At 72.0% G+C, this 14,183-nt stretch carries 15 protein-coding genes; 4 read left to right on the top strand and 11 right to left on the bottom strand.

Translation table 11 applies throughout. The features are described from left to right. The first annotated feature begins 85 nt into the window (after positions 1 to 85). Positions 86 to 346: a 30S ribosomal protein S20 gene (gene rpsT, locus B8W67_RS10750; protein ID WP_069391594.1), complete on the top strand. Its 261-nt coding sequence runs from the start codon at positions 86 to 88 to the stop codon at positions 344 to 346. A 27-nt stretch (positions 347 to 373) separates the two neighbouring features. Here rpsT and holA read toward each other — a convergent pair whose 3' ends face one another. From holA to B8W67_RS10735, 3 genes are read right to left on the bottom strand one after another with little or no spacing between them, the layout of a single operon-like run. Beyond that, complete coding sequence (holA, locus tag B8W67_RS10745) at positions 374 to 1,342, bottom strand: DNA polymerase III subunit delta (RefSeq protein WP_069391595.1); 969 nt, start codon at positions 1,340 to 1,342, stop codon at positions 374 to 376. 39 nt (positions 1,343 to 1,381) lie between these two features. Next, positions 1,382 to 2,833 (bottom strand): ComEC/Rec2 family competence protein, encoded by a 1,452-nt coding sequence (locus B8W67_RS10740; protein ID WP_085303959.1) that lies wholly within the window; start codon positions 2,831 to 2,833, stop codon positions 1,382 to 1,384. Between the two features lie 4 nt (positions 2,834 to 2,837). Next, complete coding sequence (locus B8W67_RS10735; RefSeq protein WP_085303924.1) at positions 2,838 to 3,767, bottom strand: ComEA family DNA-binding protein; 930 nt, start codon at positions 3,765 to 3,767, stop codon at positions 2,838 to 2,840. A 173-nt stretch (positions 3,768 to 3,940) separates the two neighbouring features. Here B8W67_RS10735 and B8W67_RS10730 point away from each other — a divergent pair, with 173 nt between their 5' ends. The 3 genes from B8W67_RS10730 to B8W67_RS10720 all read left to right on the top strand — a co-directional run bounded on the left by B8W67_RS10730 (position 3,941) and on the right by B8W67_RS10720 (position 7,328). Continuing rightward, positions 3,941 to 5,101 (top strand): acyl-CoA dehydrogenase family protein, encoded by a 1,161-nt coding sequence (locus B8W67_RS10730; RefSeq protein WP_069391614.1) that lies wholly within the window; start codon positions 3,941 to 3,943, stop codon positions 5,099 to 5,101. A gap of 7 nt (positions 5,102 to 5,108) precedes the next feature. After that, positions 5,109 to 6,218 carry an acyl-CoA dehydrogenase family protein gene (locus tag B8W67_RS10725; RefSeq protein WP_069391597.1) on the top strand — a complete coding sequence of 370 codons (1,110 nt, stop codon included), beginning with the start codon at positions 5,109 to 5,111 and terminating at the stop codon, positions 6,216 to 6,218. Positions 6,219 to 6,284: 66 nt separating this feature from the next. Then, the gene (locus tag B8W67_RS10720; protein ID WP_085303923.1) at positions 6,285 to 7,328 is read left to right on the top strand and encodes an NAD(P)H-dependent amine dehydrogenase family protein; all 1,044 of its coding nucleotides are present in this window, start codon (positions 6,285 to 6,287) and stop codon (positions 7,326 to 7,328) included. Here B8W67_RS10720 and B8W67_RS10715 read toward each other — a convergent pair. From B8W67_RS10715 to B8W67_RS10680, 8 genes are all read right to left on the bottom strand, one after another. Continuing rightward, positions 7,325 to 8,191, bottom strand: coding sequence for a DegV family protein (locus B8W67_RS10715; RefSeq protein WP_069393394.1), 867 nt, complete (start codon positions 8,189 to 8,191; stop codon positions 7,325 to 7,327). The genes B8W67_RS10720 and B8W67_RS10715 overlap by 4 nt on opposite strands. After that, the gene (gene octT, locus B8W67_RS10710) at positions 8,188 to 8,943 is read right to left on the bottom strand and encodes a diglucosylglycerate octanoyltransferase (RefSeq protein ID WP_069393395.1); all 756 of its coding nucleotides are present in this window, start codon (positions 8,941 to 8,943) and stop codon (positions 8,188 to 8,190) included. The genes B8W67_RS10715 and octT overlap by 4 nt, the downstream gene beginning before the upstream one ends. Next, the gene (gene gpgP, locus B8W67_RS10705) at positions 8,933 to 9,592 is read right to left on the bottom strand and encodes a glucosyl-3-phosphoglycerate phosphatase (RefSeq protein ID WP_069393396.1); all 660 of its coding nucleotides are present in this window, start codon (positions 9,590 to 9,592) and stop codon (positions 8,933 to 8,935) included. The genes octT and gpgP overlap by 11 nt, the downstream gene beginning before the upstream one ends. After that, positions 9,589 to 9,969, bottom strand: a complete 381-nt coding sequence (rsfS, locus tag B8W67_RS10700) for a ribosome silencing factor (protein WP_069393397.1) — start codon at positions 9,967 to 9,969, stop codon at positions 9,589 to 9,591. The genes gpgP and rsfS overlap by 4 nt, the downstream gene beginning before the upstream one ends. Continuing rightward, positions 9,966 to 10,604 carry a nicotinate-nucleotide adenylyltransferase gene (gene nadD / locus B8W67_RS10695; RefSeq protein ID WP_084229007.1) on the bottom strand — a complete coding sequence of 213 codons (639 nt, stop codon included), beginning with the start codon at positions 10,602 to 10,604 and terminating at the stop codon, positions 9,966 to 9,968. Before nadD ends, rsfS begins: the two co-directional genes overlap by 4 nt. A 56-nt stretch (positions 10,605 to 10,660) precedes the next feature. After that, positions 10,661 to 11,713: an NAD-dependent epimerase/dehydratase family protein gene (locus B8W67_RS10690; RefSeq protein ID WP_069393399.1), complete on the bottom strand. Its 1,053-nt coding sequence runs from the start codon at positions 11,711 to 11,713 to the stop codon at positions 10,661 to 10,663. A 102-nt stretch (positions 11,714 to 11,815) separates the two neighbouring features. Next, entirely contained in the window at positions 11,816 to 13,276 is a 1,461-nt protein-coding gene (locus tag B8W67_RS10685; protein WP_069393400.1) for a vWA domain-containing protein, read from the bottom strand. A 7-nt stretch (positions 13,277 to 13,283) separates the two neighbouring features. Continuing rightward, the gene (locus B8W67_RS10680; protein ID WP_069393401.1) at positions 13,284 to 14,162 is read right to left on the bottom strand and encodes an AAA family ATPase; all 879 of its coding nucleotides are present in this window, start codon (positions 14,160 to 14,162) and stop codon (positions 13,284 to 13,286) included. Positions 14,163 to 14,183 lie beyond the last annotated feature (21 nt).

Genomic DNA, 14,183 nt, shown 5'->3' with positions numbered 1-14,183 from the left:
GGTAACCTGAGCAGTCGCTGCCGCGGCGCATCGCGCTGCGCAGCCACCACACTTCCCAGCCGAGAATGTACGAAGGATCCGACGCGTGGCCAACATCAAGTCGCAGCAGAAGCGCAATCGCACCAACGAGCGCGCCCGACTGCGCAACCAGTCGGTCAAGTCGTCGCTGCGTACCGCGATCCGCGGATTCCGCGAGGCCGCTGCCGCCGGCGACAAGGACAAAGCCGGTGAGCTGCTGACGGCGACGAGCCGCAAGCTCGACAAGGCCGCCAGCAAGGGCGTCATCCACAAGAACCAGGCGGCCAACAAGAAGTCGGCGCTGGCCCGCGCCCTGAACAAGCTCTGACCGGAGCTCGGAACTCGCTTTCGGGGCCTACCGGTCGGCCAGTTCGGCCACCGTGCGCACCGCCGCCTCCAGCGCGTAGTCCGGGTCGGCGGCCGCGCCCTTCACGTCGGCGTTGAGCGCCGCCACCGTCACCATCGCCGCCGCCACGGTCTCCCGCGACCAGCGCCGGGCCTGCCGCTGCACCTTCTGCACCCGCCACGGCGGCATCCTCAACTCGCCGGCCAGCCGGTTGGCGTCCCCGGACAGCGGGGCGACCCGCCCAATGGTGTGCACCGCCTCGGCGAGCGCGTCGGCGAGCACGACGTGCGGTTCGCCCCGCAGCATGGCCCAGCGCAGCGTCTCCAGCGCCCCGGCCACATCCCCACAGACCGCCTTCTCGGCGATCTCGTAGCCCTTCACCTCCGCTTTGCCGCTGTGGTAGCGCTGCACCGCGGCCACGTCGACCTGCCCGGCGGTGTCGGCGACCAGCTGCGAGCAGGTGGCGGCGAGTTCGCGCACATCGGAGCCGACCGCGTCGAGCAGCGCGGTCACCGTGTCCTCATCGACGCGGGCGCGCAGCGCGGCGAACTCGTCGCGCACGAACCGCGCCCGCTCGGCGGGTTTGACGATCCGCGCGCACGGGTGCACGCGGGCCCCGAGTTTGCGCAGCTGATCGGCGAGGGACTTCGCGCGCCCGCCCCCGGAGTGCACCACCACCAGCACCATGCCCGGCGGGATGTCGGCGGCGGCGTCGGCGACCATCGCGGCCGCCTCCTTGCCGGCCTCCCCGGCGGCCTCGAGGACCACGACCCGCTCGTCGGCGAACAGCGACGGGCTGAGCAGTTCGGCGAGTTCGCTGGCGCTGACGTCACCGGCACGCATCCGGTTGACCGGCACCGCCTCACCGCTGCCGCCGGCCTGCTGACGCACCGACCGCAGGACGGCGGCGACGGCGCGCTCGACCAGCAGCTCCTCGTCACCCAACACCAGATGCAGCGCCGACTGCGATTCGCCCACGCCTGCATCGTGTCACGGCGCACCGACGCCGCGACACCCTCACCCGCCCAGCAGCCCGGCCAGCGACCAGGACAGCGCCGCGATCGCCCCGGCGGGACCGTCCGGCACCGGCAGGGTCGCCCCGGGCACCGACCCGGCGGTGTGCGCGACCGCGCCCACCCAGGACACTTCCGGACCGGTGAACCGGATCAGCACCGCCGCGGCCACCGGGCACAGCCCGCACAGCACCGCGGCGGCGCTGCCGAGCACGGTCACCGGGGCGATGACCGCGGCCACCGCGAGGTTGGCCACCGCGGCGACCAGGCTGACCCGCCCGGAGATACCGGCGATCAGCGGGGCGGTCACCAGGTGGGCGGCCAGCGCGATCGCGGTGGCGTCGGCGAGCGGTTTCGGCCAGCCCCGCCCGACCAGCCGCGCCGACCAGCGCGGAGCCACCACCACCAACGCGGCGGTGGCCGCCACCGACAGCGCGAACCCGATGTCGACGGCCAACTGCGGGGCCAGCGCCAACAGCAGCAGCACCGCCGACGCCAGGCTCGGAATCGCCTGGCGCTGCCGCGCCGCGACCACCCCCAGCAGCGCGATCGCGCCCATCACCGCGGCACGCAGCACACTGGCCGTGGGCTGCACCACGACGACCAGTCCGGCCAGCGCGACCGCGGCCAGCCCGACCGCGCCGCGTGGGCCCACCAGCCGCGCCGACAGCAGCACGGCGCCGCACACGATGGTCACGTTGGCGCCCGACACCGCCATCAGGTGGGTCAGCCCGGCGGCCCGGAATTCCCGCGCGGTCCCCGCCGGGACCGCGGTGGTGTCACCGAGCACCAGCCCGGGCAGCAGGGCGGCCTGCCGCGCGGGCAGTTCCCGGCGGGCGGCATCGACGAACCGGTGGCGCAGGGCGTGGGCGGCCCGAGCGACCGGTCCGGCCCGGCCGGCCACCGGTGCCCCGGTGGCCGTGAGCACCGCGACGGTGAGATCGTGGCGGCGCGGGCGGCTCGCCCGCGCCGCAAACGTGAGCGGCCGGCCGACCATCACCGCGTCGACGTCGGGGCCGGCGGCGAACACCACCACCCGCCCGAATGCCCGCCGCCCGTCGAGTTCCTGCAGGGTGGCGCGAAACATCTCCCGGGTGCTGCCCACCGCCACCGCACTCTCGGTCGGGATGACCGTGACCGTCACGGTCGTCCCCTGCGCACCGGCCAGCGGATGGTGGGCCACCGCGTGGCTGCGCAGCCCCACGCTCACCGCGAACCCGGCGGCGACCACCGCCACCGCGCACACCCCGGTGACCAGCGCGCCGGGCACACCCCGGCGACGCGCCCGCAGCGCCGCGAGCGCGGCCCCGGCGGCGATCAGCACCATCGGGCGGGCGGTGGCCGGCCACAGGATGGCCAGCACGCTGACACCCCAGGCGGTCAGCGCCGCCGGGACCAGCCGTAGATCCAGGGGGCCCGGATCGTCGACGGCACCGGGGCGGGCCAGGTGGGCCATCGGCTCAGACGTGGACCAGCGGGCGCAGCCGGGCCAGCCGGGCCGGGCCGATCCCATCGACCTCGCCGAGTTGGTCGACGCTGGTGAACCGGCCGTGGCTGTCGCGCCAGGCGACGATCGCCGCCGCGGTCACCGGCCCGACACCGGGCAGGGCGTCGAGTTGCGCGACCGTGGCGGTGTTCAGGTCGACCGCCACAGACGGTGCGGCCGAGGTGCCGGGGGCGGCGGGCGGCTCAGCCGGTCCGGCCGCCCCGGGGCTCACCGAGCTGCCCGCCGGCGGCGCTGCCCCCGGTGGCGGCGGCGCGGCGACCACGATCTGTTCGCCGTCGGCGACGCGGCGCGCCAGATTCAACCCGACCGTGTCGGCACCGTCGAGGGGGTCGCCGGCGGCGTGCAGCGCATCGGCGATCCGGGCCCCCGGCGCCAGCGTCACCAGCCCCGGTGTGCGCACCAGGCCGACCACGCTGACCACCAGCGCCCCGTCGTCGGCGGCCGGGCCGGCGGACCGGTCCGGCGGCCCCGACTCCGGGGGCGGGACCGACCCCGCCGACCCGGCGGGCGCCGCCGTCGCCGAGGTCGCCATCTGCACCGGCGGCAACGGCACCGCCGCCACCGGCTCGGCGCCATCCCGCAGCATGGTGAACACCGTGATCATCACCGCCACCGCGGCGATCAGTGTCAACAAGGCGACCCCGGCGCGGCCGGGATCGGCGCGCACCCGCTCGGCCCAGCCCTGCTGCACCGGCGGCTGCCAGCGCCCCAGCACCGAGCCCGGATCGCGCTGCTCGCAACCGTCGCTCCCGACGCTGTCCCCGGCGGTGTCCCCGGCGCTGTCCCCGGCGCCGTCCCCGGGCGGCTCGTCGGCGCGGCCGGTGGCCGTCGCGGCCCCGAGAAGCCGTCGATGGAGTCGTTCGGTGGGTAGCTCCGCTCGCATGGCCGCGACGCTAACCGGCCGCGGTGTCCGTCGCCGGGGCAGCGACCGGCGCCGGGCACCCAACTGGGGAGCGTCGGGCAACTGGGGATGACCGGGCCGCGACCAAGCACCACGACGGCGCGCCCCGGCGCGTTATGGTGCTTCGCAGCGATCCCCCACCGAAGGAGGCCGGCATGCAACTGGCGCTCAGCGACGAGGAAGCCGCGTTCCGCGATGAGATGCGCCGCTTTTTCACCACCGAGATCCCCGCCGACATCCGGGAACGCACCCGGCTGGGGTCGGGCCATCACCGCGACGACATCGCGACCAGCCACAAGATCCAGCACGAGCACGGCTTGGCGGTCCCCAACTGGCCGGTGCAGTGGGGCGGCAAGGACTGGACCGCCACCCAGCATCAGATCTGGCAGGATGAGATGCAACTGGCCGGTGTGCCCGAGCCGCTGACGTTCAACGCCCGCATGGTGGGGCCGGTGATCGCCGAGTTCGGTTCCGAGGAGACCAAACAGCGGTTCCTGCCGCCGACGGCGAGCCTCGACATCTGGTGGTGCCAGGGCTTCTCGGAGCCGGAGGCCGGTTCGGATCTGGCGTCACTGCGCACCACCGCGATCCGTGACGGCGACAGCTACGTGGTCAACGGACAGAAGACGTGGACGACGCTGGGCCAGTACGCCGACTGGATCTTCTGTCTGGTGCGCACCGATCCTCAGGCCCCCAAGAAGCAGGCCGGCATCTCATTTCTGTTGATGGACCTCGACACCCCCGGCATCACGATGCGCCCCATCAAGCTGATCGACGGCGGTGTGGAGGTCAACGAGGTGTTCTTCGAAGACGTGCGGGTTCCCGCCGATCAGCTCGTCGGTGAGGAGAACCAGGGCTGGACGTACGCGAAGTTCCTCCTCGGCAACGAACGCACCGGAATCGCCCAGATCGGCCGTACCAAGGTTCGCCTCGCCGAGGTCAAACAACGCGCCCGCTCAACCGGGCTGCTCGACGATCCGTTGTTCGCCGCGCGTCTGGCCGAGGCTGAAAACGATGTTCTGGCCTTGGAACTCACTCAGATGCGGGTGACGTCGGACTCCGCTGACGGCAAGCCCAACCCGGCGTCGTCGGTGCTGAAGCTGCGCGGAAGCCAGCTGCAGCAGACCGCCACCGAGCTGCTGGTCGAGGTCGCCGGCGCCGATGCGCTGCCGGTTGACGCCGGCGAGGAAATCGCGTCGCCGGCCTGGGCTCAGCGCAGCGCACCGCACTACCTCAACTACCGCAAGACCTCGATCTACGGCGGCAGCAACGAAGTGCAGCGCAGCATCATCGCGTCGACCATTCTGGGATTGTGAGGCAGCCATGGACTTTCAGCTCGACGACGAGCAGACCCTGCTGCGTGACACCACGCGCAACCTACTGACACGCGCATACGACACCGAGACCCGCAACCGGGTCGTCGACTCCGAGCCGGGCTACACCCCGGCGGTGTGGCAGCAGCTCGCCGAGACCGGGATCCTCGGGTTGGGGTTCGACGCCGACTCCGGCGGCCAGCTGGAGATCATGGTGGTGCTCACCGAGATCGGCCGCACCCTGGCCCCCGAACCGGTGTGGACGGGGGCACTGGGGCCCGGCGCGCTCATCGCCGAACACGGCACCCAGGATCAACGCGCCCTGCTCGACGAGGTCGCCGGCGGGTCGCGGCTGCTGGCGTTCGCCCACACCGAGCCCGGCATGCGGGCGCCGACCGCGACGGTGAGCACCACCGCCACCCGAGACGGTGACCAGTGGGTGCTGACCGGCTGCAAAAACCCGGTGCCGGCCGGGCACTGCGCACAGACCCTGGTGGTCAGCGCCGCCCTGCCCGACGGCGGGACAGGGCTGTTCCTGGTCGACGGCGAGGCGGTCGACCGGCACGCCTACCGGATGTTCGACGGGCTGCACGGCGCCCAGATCGATCTGGACGCCGCCGCCGCGCAGCCGCTCGGCGACGGGGCCACCGACGCCACCGCGACGATCACCGCGGCACTGGTGCGCTGGACCTCCGCGCTCTGCGCCGAAGCGGTCGGGGTGATGGAGGAGGCGCTGCGCGCGACCACCGAGTATCTGACCACGCGCAAACAGTTCGGGGTGACGCTCAACACGTTTCAGACCCTGACCCAACGTGCCGCGGACATGTACGTGTCGCTGGAGCTGGCCCGCAGCATGAATCTGTACGCGGCGATGTCGATCGCCGCGGGCACCGTCGACCCGGTGGTCGCGGCGCGAGCCAAACTGCAGATCGACCGGGCGGGTCGTCACATCGCCCAGGAGGCCATCCAGTTGCACGGCGGTATCGGGATGACCGCCGAATACCCGGTCGGGCACTACTCCGCACGGCTCACCGCGATCGAGCACAGCCTCGGGTCGGCCTCCGATCAGCTGCAGGTGTTGGCCGGCCAGGTCGGGGACTACGACGTCGCCGCACTGTAGGGCCCCGCAAAGGAGGGCCCCGCAAAGGGCGATCCTCACCGATCGACACCGACCCAGGAGACCGCGATGAGCACACCCCTGCGGGTGATCCAGTGGACGACCGGCAACATCGGCCGGCGTTCGTTGTACGCCATTCTCGAACGCCCCGACATGGAGTTGGTCGGGGTGTATGCGCACAGCGCCGAGAAGGTCGGCGTCGACGCCGCCGAACTGGCGGGCTGGCCGCGCCCGACCGGGGTCGCCGCCACCAACGACATCGCCGAGCTCGTGGCGTTGCGTCCCGACGCCTGCTGCTATAACCCGTTGTGGCCCAACATCGATGAGCTGGTTACGCTGTTGTCCGCGGGGATCAACGTGTGTGCCAGCGCAGCCTGGATCACCGGCGGCAAACAGTCGCCGGCCGACCTGGACCGTATCGGCGAGGCCTGCCGCGCCGGCGGGTCGACGATGTTCGGCAGTGGGGCCCACCCGGGCATGACGAACCTGATCGGGATGGCCCTGTCGGGGGCGTGTCAGCGGGTCGACGAGATCCGCATCACCGAGTCGGTGGACTGCTCCACCTACGAATCGGCCGACACCATGGCGGCGATGGGATTCGGTCGCGACCCCGACACCCCGGGGCTGGCCGAGAGTGTCCGCGTCGAAAGTGAGGTCTTCGCGGAGTCCGCGGCGATGATGGCCCACGCGATCGGCGCGCGTCTGGACACCATCACCTTCGACGTGCAGTTCACCGCGGCCACCGGCGACAGCGACCTGGGGTTCATGGCGATCCCGGCCGGCACGGTGGCAAGTGTCTACGGCTACCACCGCGGCTGGGTCGGGGACCGCAACGTCGTCAGTGTCGGCTTCAACTGGACCATGGGTGATCAGGTCACCCCACCCAAGCCGCTCGCCCACGGTCACGTCATCCAGGTCTTCGGGGTTCCCAATATGCGTACCGTGCTGCACTGTCTGCCGCCGAAGGACTGGGACGAACCGAGTTTCGAGGGCCTCGGCTCCATTTACACCGCGATGCCGGTCACCAATGCGGTGCCGGCGGTGGTGGCCGCCGCACCCGGGATCGTCACGCTGGCCGATCTGCCGCCGATCACCGGCCGCTTCGCCGGCTAGGCGGTCGCTTCGGCACCGTCATGCGGGCCCGTTCGGCCCACGTCGACGCAGACCCCGAGCGCACCGGCGCCGACGTGCAGCGCCAGCACCGGAGCCAGTTCGGCCACGATCGGAGCGTCACACAGCGCGAGCTGCTGAGTCAGTCGCTCGGCCACCTCGGCGGCCCCGTCGGGGTTGGCGACGTGATGAACCGCCACCGTCGCCGGGTGCTGCCCGACCGTGGCGACGATCTTGTCGACCATCGCGGTGACCGCACGCCCGGAGGTGCGGACCCGTTGGGCCAGAACCAGTTTTCCCTCGTCGATGTGCAGCAGCGGTTTGAGTGCCAGCGCGGTGCCCAGCCAGGCGCCGGCGCCGCTGATGCGTCCACTGCGGCGCAGACTGTCCAGGCGCTGCACCACCACGTAGGTGTGCACACGATCGACGGCGGCCACCGCGGCGTCGCGCACCGCGTCAACGTCCCCACCGGCGCCGGCGGCGCGGGCGGCGGCCAGTGCGACGAACCCGGTTCCCATCGCCGTCGAGCGGGAGTCGACGACCCGGATCCGCGGGTCGGTGTCGGCGGCTGCGACCTCCGCGGCCGCGAACATCCCCGACAGACCTGCCGATACGTGCACCGCGACCACCCCGTCGCCGCCGCTGGCGGCCAACGCTTCCCGGTAGCTGGCGCGCAACTCCTCGGGGCTGGCCGCGGCTGTGGTCAGCTCGCGGCGCTGCAGCAGATCCTCGGGCAGCTCATCGACGTCGTCACGCAGGTCGGCGCCGTCGATGAGGATGTGCAACGGAACCTGCCGTATGCCCCACCGCTGCCGCAGTTCCCGGGGAATTCGGGCCGCGGAGTCGGTGACCACCACAACGGTCACGAAGGGGACTCGCCGTCGACGGCGGCCCCGGTCACGCCGGCCTCGGCAAGCGCCTTGAGCATCAACTCGGCCACCGCCTGGTGGCCTTCGAAGTTCCAGTGGATGCCATCGGGGTTGCCGCGGCCGGCCATGATGTGCTCGGCCACCGCGGCCTTCAGGTCGACCAGCGGAATCTGGTGTGAACCGGCCCATTCGGTGATCGCCGCTACGGTGCCGTCGCGACCATGGTGGGCACGCCCGTAGGTGTCGGCGATGTGCACCGACGGCAGCGATGCCACGATCGGAAGCCCGGGGCGGTTGAAATCCAGTGCGCCACGGGTCTGTTCGAGATACTCCACCGTCAGCCGCGGGGGCAACGCGGATCGGGCGACGGGCGACAACCGCGGTTGCAGCCAGCCGTAGCCGTCCCGGGCCCAGCGGCGCAGCGTGGGAGGCCGCAGGTAACGGATGAACTCACGCAGCGCGGTCGGCAGCACCGACGGCAGCGAGTCCATCCCACTGGTCGCGAAGATCACCGCCCCGGCGCGCGGCAGCGCCGCCCAGGCCCGCGGGTCCTGGGTCGCCGCCCACCACACGTCGCGGCTGGTCCAACCGATCCGGCCGATCAGCTCGACATCCCAGCCCAGTTGGGCGGCCACCAGGTTCGGCCAGATGCGCGGATCGTCGGCGGGCAGCCCACCGCTGGGCCCGTAGTAGGACAGCGAGTCGGCGAAGATCAGCAGTGTCGGCCGCTGCGGCGCGTCAGAGGACATCGTTGGCCACCTGTGCCGAGGCGTTCCAGACATCGAGGCGCCAGCCGGCCGGCCGGTCGGCGCCGCCGTGACGGCTGAGCTGCACCCAGCTGGCGTTGGCGAGCCCGCCGAGTGCCGGCCAGTTGGCGACCGGGAGCCCCAGCAGCGCGGCGGTCAGCGCCGCGATCAGCCCGCCGTGGGCGACCAGTACCACCGGACGCTGCGCATCGTCGACACCCCAGTCGGGCTGTTCGGCGAGCAGTTCCTCGACCAGCGGCACGCTGCGGTCGGCGACGTCGATCCGTGACTCCCCGCCGTGCGGGGCCCAGGTGGCGTCGTCGCGCCACGCCAGCCGCGCACCCGGCGCGCTGGCGTCGACCTCGGTGTGGCTCAGCCCCTGCCAGTCGCCCAGGTGGGTTTCCCGCAGCCGGGCGTCGACACGCACCGGCTCATTGGCCTTGTCGCCGAGGGTCACCGCGGTGTCGTAGGCGCGCCGCAGGTCCGAGGAGACGATCAGCAGCGGCCGGCGTTTGGCGAGCACGTCGGCGGCGGCGACGGCCTGGGCGCGGCCCAGATCACTCAACTCGGTGTCGAGCTGGCCCTGCATCCGGCTGTCGGCGTTGAACTCGGTCTGCCCGTGGCGCAGCATCACCAGCCGACGAACCCTCACGGCGCGGCCTCCGGGGGCGGGCCGGTGTCGACGTGGGTGATGGGGCAGTCGCGCCACAACCGGTCCAGCGCATAGAAGTCCCGCTCGTCGCGGTGCTGGATGTGCACCACGACGTCGACGTAGTCCAGCAGGACCCAGCGTCCCTCCCGGGTGCCTTCGCGCCGGGCCGGTTTGGCGTCGGCGCGGCGCATCCTCTCCTCGACCTCGTCGACGATCGCGCCGACCTGGCGTTCGTTGGCGGCCGAGGCGAGCACGAAACAGTCGGTGATGGCCAGCTGGTCGGAGACGTCGATGATGACCACGTCGGTGGCGAGTTTGGCGGCGGCGGCCTCCGCGGCGATCCCGGCCAACGCCATGGCCTCGGTGGTGGCGGTCATCGGCGCACCCCCTCGGCGTGGCCGGCGTGATCGCTGTAGAGCCGGCGTTTGGCGACGTATTGGACCACGCCGTCGGGCACCAGATACCAGATCGGCCGGCCGTCGGCGGCGCGGCGACGGCAGTCGGTGGACGAGATCGCCAGCGCCGGAACCTCGATGAGGGTCAGCGCATCGGCGGGCAGCGTGGTCAACACGTCACCGAGGTGATCGCCGTTGAGGTCGTAGCCGGGGCGGCTGACCCCGACGAACCGGGCGACGGCAAACAGGTCCTCCCAGTCCTGCCACGACAGGATCGACGCCAACGCGTCGGCGCCGGTGATGAAGTACAGCTCGGCGTCGGGGTTGGCCGCGTGCAGGTCGCGCAGGGTGTCCTTGGTGTAGGTGGCGCCCCGGCGGTCGATGTCGACGCGGCTGACCGAGAAGCGCGGGTTGGCGGCGGTGGCGATCACCGTCATCAGGTAGCGGTCCTCGGCGGCGGTGACGTGCCGGCTCTTCTGCCACGGCTGCCCGGTCGGGACGAACAGCACCTCGTCGAGGGCGAACCGGTCGGCCACCTCACTGGCGGCGACCAGGTGACCGTTGTGGATGGGGTCGAAGGTGCCGCCCATCACCCCCAGCCGACGTCGCGTGTGCACGATTGGCCAGCTTACTGGAGTCACAACCGCCCGGATCCGCCGCTGCGGGCGCGGGGTCAGCGCCGAGCCAACCCGTCGTCGATCATCTGTTGGAAGTGCTCGACGACGGACTCCTGCACGGGACGGAACGCGACACCGAGCTCGGTTTCGGCCCGGGTGCCGTCCAGACACAGCGGCCAGCCGACGTTGCGGTCGACGTAGGCGCGGGTGAGCCCGGCGGCCGGGGCGGCCAGCCGCACGACGAACTTGGGCAGCTCCCACGCCGGGAAGCCCAGCCGGCGGCCGAAGCGGCGCCGCAGCATCGTGGCAAGGTCGAGCATGCTGACCACCGCGGAGTTGACCACATAGCGCCCGTGCGCCGCCGGGGTGAAGCCCGCGGCGATGTGGGCGCGGGCCACGTCGCGCACGTCGACCACACCCATCTGCAGGGCCGGTGCGCCGGCGGCCATCGACAGGTCCACGAAGTGGCGCATGGTGGTCATGCTGCCCGAGGCGCTGGCGGTCGTCAGCGCCGGACCCAACACCAGCGACGGGTGGATGGTGACCAGGTCCCAGCGGTCCTGGGCCTGCTGGATGGTGCGGGCCTCGCGTTCGGCGACGGTCTTGGAGTACGGGTAGGGCTGGTGGTCGAGGCTGCTGGTGGTGTTCCAGTCCGCCTCGGTGAAACAGTCCTTGCCTTCCATGTCGGCGTTGTCGCCGTAGATCGCGACGACGCTGCTGGTCAGCACCACGCGGGTCACCGAGTCGGTGTCGTTGACGCTGGTCAGCACGTTGCGGGTGCCCTCCAGCGCGGGGCGCACCAGTTGACGCTGCGGGTCGTCGACGTCGCCCAGCAGGAACGGGGAGGCGGTGTGGATGACCAGCTGGCAGCCGGCCATCGCGGCGGTGAAGCTGCCCGGCTCCAGCAGATCCGCGCGGTGCAGGCTCAGCTGCCCCGGGTGGGCGCGCTCCAGCGCGTGCAGGTGCTCCAGGCCGCGCGGCTTGTCCGGGTCGCGCACGGTGGCCCGCACCCGGCGGCCGTCCTCGAGCAGGTAGCGCACGATCCAGCTGGCGATGTAGCCGCTGGCGCCGGTGACCAGCACCGGGGCCTGCGGGTCGATGGTCGTCACGTCGGTGCCCCCTCGGCTGAAGGCGGCGGGTGTCGCCGCCCGTGTCGCGGATGTCGGCCGGCCCGGCCGGCCCGGCCAGCCCGGCAAGCTTACGTCAGCGGCTCAGACCGGCAGCAGGTGATCGATGACACCCGCCAACTGTTTTGCCGAGCGGCATTCGTGCATGGCGATCAGCTCCGCGTAGCGCGGCGCGACCGAGTCCCCACTACCCCACAGGTGGCGCGGCTCGGGGTTGAGCCAGTGGGCGTGGCGGCTGGCGCTGACCAGTTGCGCCAGCATGCCCAGGGCGGGGTCCCGGTAGTTGTTGCGGCCGTCGCCGAGCACCAGCAGCGCGCTGCGCGGCGACAGCACGTGCGGGAAGTTCTCGGCGAACGAGGTCAGCGCGTGCCCGTAGTCGGAGTGCCCGTCGATGGTGTACACCTCGGCTTCGCGGGTGACGCGCTGGATCGCGACCGCCAGGTCGGCGTCCGGCCCGAACAGGTGGGTCACCTCGTCGGTGGTGTCGATGAACGCGAACACCCGCACCCGGGAGAACTGTTGGCGCAGCGCATGCACCAGCAGCAGGGTGAAGTGGCTGAACCCGGCCACCGAGCCGGACACGTCGCACAGCACCACCAGTTCGGGGCGTGCCGGGCGCGGCTTGCGCAGCACCACGTCGATCGGCACCCCGCCGGTCGACATCGATTTGCGCAGCGTTTTGCGCAGGTCGATCGCCCCCGCTCGGGCGCGGCGGCGCCGGGCCGCCAGCCGGGTGGCCAGCGTGCGCACCAGCGGGGCCACCACGCGGCGCATCTGTTTGAGCTGATCACCGGAGGCACGCAGGAACTCGACGTTCTCGGCGAGCTGCGGGATGCCGTACATCTGCACGTGGTCACGGCCGAGCTGCTCGGCGGTGCGGCGTTTGGTCTCCTGCTCCACCAGGCTGCGCAGCCGGGTGATGCGCTCGGCGGCGACCGCTTTGGCGATCTGCTCCTGGGTGGGGGTCGGTTCGTCGCCGTAGGGGGCCAGCAGCCCGGCCAGCAGCCGGCCCTCGAGGTCGTCGAGCGCCATCGCCTTGAGCGCCTGATACGCCGAGTACGACGGGCCGCGGCTGGAGGTGTAGCGCCCGTAGGCCTGGACGATCTGGGCGATCATCGCGACCAGCCGCTCGTCGAGGTCCGCCAGATCCTCGTTGGCGGCCAGCAGATCGGCGAGCATCGCCCGCATCGCCTCGGCGTCGTCCGGGGGGACCACGGCACCGGCGGCGTCGGCGTCGGCGTCGGCGTCGGCGTCGGCGTCGGCGATGACGGTGCGCCCGCCGAGCGCGGCCGGGAACCACAGGTCGAACAGCGCGTCGTAGGTGTCGCGGTGGTCGGGGCGACGCAGCACCGCACACGCCAGCCCCTCCCGCAGCGCCTCGCGGTCACCGAGGCCGAGCACGGTGAGCACCCGACCGGCGTCGACGGTCTCCGACGGTCCCACCGCGATGCCGTGTTCGCGCAGCGCGCCGACGAAGCCCACCACATGCCCCGGGATGCCGTGCGGGGCCAGCGGTTGCGGGGGCCGGATGCGGCGGGAGGCCATCGTCGGCTCAGTTCAGGTGCAGTTCGCCGGCGGCGCGAACCTGGTCGGATTGGTGTTTGAGCACCACGCCGAGGGTCGCGGCGATCATCGCGTCGTCGATCGTGTCGAGGCCGAGGGCGAGCACCGTGCGCCCCCAGTCGATGGTCTCGGCGACCGACGGCAGCTTCTTGAGCTGCATCCCGCGCAGCACCCCGATGATGCGCACCAGTTCGGCGGCCAGGTGCTCGGGCAGCTCCGGGACCCGCGACAGCAGGATGCGCCGCTCCAGATCCGGGTCGGGGAAGTCGATGTGCAGAAACAGGCAGCGCCGTTTGAGCGCCTCGGACAGTTCGCGGGTGGCGTTGGAGGTCAACACCACGAACGGGGTCTGGGAGGCGGTGATGGTGCCCAGTTCGGGCACGGTGACCGCGAAGTCGGAGAGCACCTCCAGCAGCAGACCCTCGATCTCGATGTCGGCCTTGTCGGTCTCGTCGATGAGAAGCACCGTCGGGTCGGTGCGCCGGATCGCGGTCAACAACGGCCGCGACAGCAGGAACTCCTCGGAGAACACGTCGGATTTGGTGGCGTCCCAATCGCCGGACTCGGTCTGGATGCGCAGGATCTGTTTGGCGTGGTTCCACTCGTACAGCGCCCGGGCCTCGTCGACCCCCTCGTAGCACTGCAGCCGCACCAGCCCCGACCCGGTGGCCTGGGCCACCGACCGGGCCAGCTCGGTTTTGCCGACCCCGGCCGGCCCCTCCACCAGCAGCGGCTTGCCGAGGCGATCGGCGAGATAGACCGCGGTGGCGGTGGCGGTGTCGGGCAGGTACCCGGTGGCGGCCAGTCGGGCGGCGACGTCGTCGATGTCGGCGAACAGCGGCGCCTCGGGACGGGCGGGCAGGCTCACGATGGCAGGCTCCTCACGCGA

This window comes from Mycolicibacillus koreensis (assembly GCF_002104795.1).
GTDB classification, from domain to species: domain Bacteria; phylum Actinomycetota; class Actinomycetes; order Mycobacteriales; family Mycobacteriaceae; genus Mycobacterium; species Mycobacterium koreense.
The sequence above is the reverse complement of the archived record's forward strand: the minus strand, read 5'-3'. Positions and strand labels throughout refer to the sequence as shown.